Genomic DNA, 5,657 nt, shown 5'->3' with positions numbered 1-5,657 from the left:
TTCAATGCCGGGTAGGAGTAGATACCACCATATACGAGCAACTGATGGCAATCTGCTACAAATGAGCCGGAGTACCGGATCTTAAACCCTTCATCATCAAAGTAATTGATGACCTGTTCATGAGCTGGAGTAAAATCGTGACGCACCCCTCCGGTTCCATAAATCTTCCCTTCCGGAATGACAAAGGAATCTTTAAGAAGGTAGTAATGTTCAGACTTCGGATCCCAGGCGAAACTCTGGACACCTTTCCCAACCGAGACCACTAGAACGGTGAGTGGTCCAAACAGGGTATAACAGGCAGCCTTCAGGTTGGTACCTTTCTGCATGACACCGCCCCCTTCATAGATCCCGACAATCGTGCCTACGGTAAGATTGGTTGCAATGAGCGATGAACCATCAAGTGGATCCATTACCAATGCATAATCGCGCCTGGAATTTTCGAATCTGACGATCCCCTCCTGCTCTTCTGAAGCGATCTCACGGACATATCCGGATTCTCCGATTACCCGGATGAGATGGGCATCAGCCCACTTATCGAGTGCTGCCTGAACCTCACCCGAAGCATTCAGGGTATGTTCATAAAACTGGTTATCGAAAAAAGCCTTCCGGATTGGTTCCATCTGACGGGAGATGAGACGGATGAGTTGGACAAGATCGGGATCGCAGCCACAATCTTCGAGATATTTTTGAAGATAGACCATTCTATTACTCTGTGTCAGAAAAGGTGGATCTGCATGGTATTTACCGGCTTGGATCAGGATTATCTCAAGAGAGAGATCAGGAATTCAATTCGGTGTAGTTTTATATGCCCAGTGAGTATTCTCTAGCCTGAGGTACTTCTTGGGATCGTTACTATTCGTGGACGCTAATCCTGAATTTCGTGAAGAGATCTGTTCCCGGATCAGGCAGCCCCACCACTTTAACTTGTATCAGACTTCCACCATCAGTGAAGCATGGGATATCCTGGCATGTCACCAGGCTGGAATTATCATATCAGGTTGTCCCGCGGATGAGAATCTCACCTTTCTTTCAGACCTGAGAAGATCAGGTCATACGATTCCCTTCATCTATCTGATGGATGCTGGAACGGATGAAATTCTGCTCACCGCTTATGATATAGGTGCTGATTATGTACTCCCCAGGACAGCAACATCAGATATCCTGTGCACCACCCTTTCCGGCATTATTCATAGGATATTCAGTCAGGAGCAGCAGGGATCACCCGGGCAGTCAAACCACCACCAGATACCTTCTGACAGGGAGCCGTTGGAAAGTATCCCCCGCGACCACTCATTTATTGATGCATTGATGGATGCAATTCCGGCTCCGGTATTCTGCCGGAATGTTTACGGAGTGTACCAGGATTGTAACAAGGCATTTGAAGATCTGATCGGGTATGCAAAATCAGAGATCATCGGAAATACCTGTTATGATCTCTTCTCCCGGGAACTCGCAGAACATTACCAGCACATGGATGAACTTATCATCGAGCATTCGTATGTTCAACAATATGAGTACCGGATCCAGAATAGAAAAGGGGAATATCTGGATGTTCTCTTCTCTAAAAATGTCCTTTATGATGAGCAGGGATCCGTATGCGGAATAATCGGAATCATCTTTGATATCAGTGATCGCAAAGAATTTGAGAAGATAGTATACGCCAGTGAAGAAAAATACCGGACCCTTGCGGATTATACCTATGACTGGGAAGCCTGGCTCAGTCCGGAAGGGATGTACCGGTATGTATCCCCATCGTGCGAACGAATTTCAGGATACCAGGCAGAGCAGTTCCTTACTGATCCTGAACTGGTGATCATGATTACTCATCCTGACGACAGGGATAAGATACAGAGTCATTACCAGGGAGTATTTTCTCCAGATACCGGAGCCTGTCAGATGGACTACCGGATGATCACCAAATCAGGAGAAGAACGATGGATCAGCCACATCTGCCAGTCGGTCTTCAGAGATGATGGCACATGGATTGGACGCCGTGAAAGCAAACGCGATATCACCTTTCGAAAAGCGATTGAAAAGGCATACCAGCAGGCAAATATCAAACTCAATCTGCTCTCGAGCATCACCCGCCATGATGTGCTCAATCAACTCTCGGTCTTGATCGGATTCACTGACATGGCACTTGAGATGAATCATGATCCTGAGATCGATATCATGCTAAAACGAGTTATGGCCGCGGGAGAGACGATATCAGAACAGATCTCGTTCACCCGGACATACCAGGATATCGGGATTCAGGAACCAGTATGGCAGCATATCCCGGTGATTATCAGCAAAGCTGCTGCAGCTATCCGTATCGCTACCATCGAGGTTGATACGGCATTGACCTGTCTTGAAGTTCTTGCAGATCCCCTCCTCGAGAAAGTCTTTTTCTGCCTTCTTGATAACTCCGAACGGCATGGGAAACGAGTTACCAGATCACGGTTCTCATGCAGGTTCGAGGGGGAAAATCTCATCATCGTGTATGAAGACGACGGGATCGGTATCGATCCCTTTGAGAAGAAGAGGATATTTGACCGTGGGTTTGGCAAAAATACCGGGTACGGACTCTTTCTAGCAAAAGAGATCCTCGGCATATCAGGAAATTCTATCACCGAAACAGGAGTTCAGGGCGAGGGAGCCAGGTTTGAGATCGCGTTTTCATCTGGTACATTCAGACGACTCTCACCAACCTGATACAAAACCATACAAGCCTGATGAGCAACCCTCCATCTTTAATGGGAAAGGAGACCGACTCAGTGATATGAAATCGATGAGATGCACAATCTGCGGACATATATATAACCCTGATAACGGGGACGGGGACATAGCCCCGGGTGTTGATTTTGCAGATCTCCCGGAGGATTGGGTCTGTCCGATCTGTATGGCTGCAAAAAGCATGTTCATCACCGTCTGAAAAATCCGGATATAAACAGGTATCACCCGATAACTTTCACTATTTTTCCATCTTTAATAACAGAAACCCTGCCACCGCTTTCAGAGACAACGAGACCTACCGTCCGGGTCACGGTGGTAATCGCTGCTGTTGATGAATGCCTTGTACCCATCCCTTTCGGGAGTGAAGCTTCGCTTGCATCCACCGTGATATACCTGCCTGCTGCTTCAAGCATGCCATCTCCTGATACGACAAATGCTCCATCAAGCAGGGCATACTCCTTGAGCATCTCCCGCACATCCTTCTTGATGATGGTACGCATCTCTGCAGGGTGACCATAGAACGGGTTGAGGATCAACTGACGGGACCTGGCCATTACTGCTTCCCGATCTCCGACCAAAAAGGCAGTGCCAACTGGTTTGCCCTCACGGCCTTCACGTGCAATCTCAATACAGGCCTGCAGGATCGCATCAAAGACCTCTGGCAGCACATCAGTTCCATCAATAACCCGGTCACGCCAGATTCGGGTACTGATCCTGCCTTCTCCTTCCGGCGTCTGATCAGTCATGTCAGTGCCGATGCAGAGAAGACCGGTAAGTTCTCCGGAACTGGTATAATATGCCTTAGTTGTCCAGGCGATGTATATTTTGCCTCCGTTACTGCGCAGATGCTCCATGATATGAATAGCGGTTGGCTCAGATTCATTGGCCACCCCGAGGAACAGGCTGAGCGGAGAAGCCTGCGGATCAAGACCCGAAGGGAGCAGGAGGCTTATGTGATTACCGAGAAGCCCCAGTTCTGTATACCCAAAACACCGGAGTGTGGCATTATTGGCAAAGGTAATGATTCCATCCGGAGCAAATTTTAGTACCAGGGTTTCAGAAAGCCAGAGTTTTTCCCTGCATTCCCGTTCGGTATCTCTGAGGCTGGCAGTAAGTTGTTCAGGTTCCCGCCGGTCTTCAAGAAAGAGCATCCCGGATTGAAAATTCCCTGAATCAGATCCTAACGGATGGTGAATGCGAACCGGTATTGTTCCTTCATGAGAGGTATGAAGGATTGCCCCATACCTGACACCGGGATCTTCTTCTGCACGAATCAGATCAGAAAAGGGGGATCCGATCAGTGATTCACTACTCCTCCCACTCAGTTGCTCACATGCCGGGTTGCATCCCACAATCAGACCATTCTCAAGGGAAAGGTATGCAAGTGGCATTGAGGCAATAACCCGGCTCTGAAGATCATACCCGGTACGGAAGGAACGTTCAAGACGCCCCCGGCTTGATGCCTGCCTGAATGCTGATATAAGGGTACGAACTGATTCCGGACCTGGTTCAACCGGTACAATCCCAGCACTGATATCAGTGATCACCAATGATTCACCGGCAGGAGAATAGAGCAAAAATACTGTTGAAGTACCTGATGAACGAACAGACTGATTCCACGTAAGAAGGGCAGGAAGATATGCAAGCTCAAGACACTCATACGATCCGGGACCTGGAGCAAGGATGATATCAAAAGATCCTTTCGCTGCCTGAATTTGTCCACCCTGAACCGAAGAAGACTGGACCAGATCCACCTCCATCCGACCCGTAAGGTCATGCACCAATGTCTGACTGCCCTGACCTTGAATTAACAGAACACGGATCATGAGGTCTCCACAGACAATCACGGTTTTCTGATAGTCTGTCTATAAGCAGGTATCAGTTCCATGATGCTTTAGTCTGCCGAAACAGCAAGTCCCAGAGTACTCATAATCCACCGCGATGATGTATTGGTGAGTATGGATCCCAAACGAGTGCGGGTTGTGGTTGAGGGCCGTGTTCAGGGAGTAGGATACCGGATGTTTACCCGGGATCTTGCGGCACGGTACGGACTCAATGGCTGGGTAAAAAACCGTGACGATGGCAAGGTTGAAGCGGCTATCGAAGGACCAGAAGAAGATGTGAATTCGATGATAGAAGGGCTCTATGCCCGGGACTCATATATCATCAGAGTCGACCGGGTTGTGATCGCCCGTGAAACTCCTACTGGTGAGACCGGGTTTGAAATTCGCCGATAACCTGATGATGAATCCTAACGAACCCCGGAATTATGTGACAATTTTCGGAATATATACAATAATATGAGATATTTATTTACTCAACAAATAGGGACCTATATTTATTTATACCGATTGAATGAGATGCTATAGTACTTGACACTATCTTCATTAGTGTATCCTGGATTCCGGGAAAAAGGGATAGGAGATTTGCAGATATGGGCTCAGAAGTAACAGAAAATATCACCACATTTGACAGCCCGGTTGTCCTTGCCTTAATTGACAACATCCCCGGGCCGGTTCTGGTAATGAAGAATGATCGGTTTTGTGGATGCAACCAGTCTGCTGCCAGACTGTTCAAGTCACCAGATAAATCATTTATTATTGGAAAAGATCTGCTCAGTCTCTCACCACCGACGCAACCGGACGGTTCTAACTCAGCAATCCATATTCAACCACTTTTTTCACGGATTGTCCAGGGAAAAAATCTGAATATTGAATGGCGGTTTTCCCGCGCTGATAATACCACCTTTGACAGCAGAGGTACGATACGACCGACTGATCCGGCATACGGGCAGTTCCTCATCTTTTCAATCATTGACAACAGTGCAGAATCCCGGGTTATCAGGGATATCCTTGCAATATCGGAGGAGATGAAAAAAGGGAACCTTCGTGCCCGGATCTCTTCCAACGGATATCATGGGGATCTTGAGATGCTCATTAACC

General features: G+C 47.8%; 6 protein-coding genes. 4 read left to right on the top strand and 2 right to left on the bottom strand.

Features of this window, described 5'->3' with window-relative positions:
* The coding region (locus LUQ50_RS11455; protein ID WP_300039967.1) for a class 1 fructose-bisphosphatase at positions 1-701 on the bottom strand (701 nt) is incomplete at its 3' end.
* Between the two features lie 139 nt (positions 702-840).
* Between LUQ50_RS11455 and LUQ50_RS11450 the strand changes: the two genes are divergently transcribed.
* Both LUQ50_RS11450 and LUQ50_RS11445 read left to right on the top strand, forming a co-directional pair.
* Positions 841-2,694, top strand: a complete 1,854-nt coding sequence (locus LUQ50_RS11450; protein ID WP_300039966.1) for a PAS domain S-box protein — start codon at positions 841-843, stop codon at positions 2,692-2,694.
* Positions 2,695-2,770: 76 nt separating this feature from the next.
* Positions 2,771-2,914 (top strand): rubredoxin, encoded by a 144-nt coding sequence (locus tag LUQ50_RS11445; protein ID WP_367279000.1) that lies wholly within the window; start codon positions 2,771-2,773, stop codon positions 2,912-2,914.
* Positions 2,915-2,936: 22 nt separating this feature from the next.
* Here LUQ50_RS11445 and LUQ50_RS11440 read toward each other — a convergent pair whose 3' ends face one another.
* Complete coding sequence (locus LUQ50_RS11440; protein ID WP_300039964.1) at positions 2,937-4,562, bottom strand: diadenylate cyclase; 1,626 nt, start codon at positions 4,560-4,562, stop codon at positions 2,937-2,939.
* A 111-nt stretch (positions 4,563-4,673) separates the two neighbouring features.
* Between LUQ50_RS11440 and LUQ50_RS11435 the strand changes: the two genes are divergently transcribed.
* Both LUQ50_RS11435 and LUQ50_RS11430 read left to right on the top strand, forming a co-directional pair.
* The gene (locus LUQ50_RS11435) at positions 4,674-4,952 is read left to right on the top strand and encodes an acylphosphatase (RefSeq protein ID WP_300039963.1); all 279 of its coding nucleotides are present in this window, start codon (positions 4,674-4,676) and stop codon (positions 4,950-4,952) included.
* A 197-nt stretch (positions 4,953-5,149) separates the two neighbouring features.
* Positions 5,150-5,657, top strand: a 508-nt coding sequence (locus LUQ50_RS11430; RefSeq protein WP_300039962.1) for a hypothetical protein, incomplete at its 3' end; no start/stop codon positions are given.

This window comes from Methanospirillum sp., from assembly GCF_028679455.1.
In the GTDB taxonomy this organism is placed as follows: domain Archaea; phylum Halobacteriota; class Methanomicrobia; order Methanomicrobiales; family Methanospirillaceae; genus Methanospirillum.
This window is presented reverse-complemented; position numbering and strand designations above follow the sequence as displayed.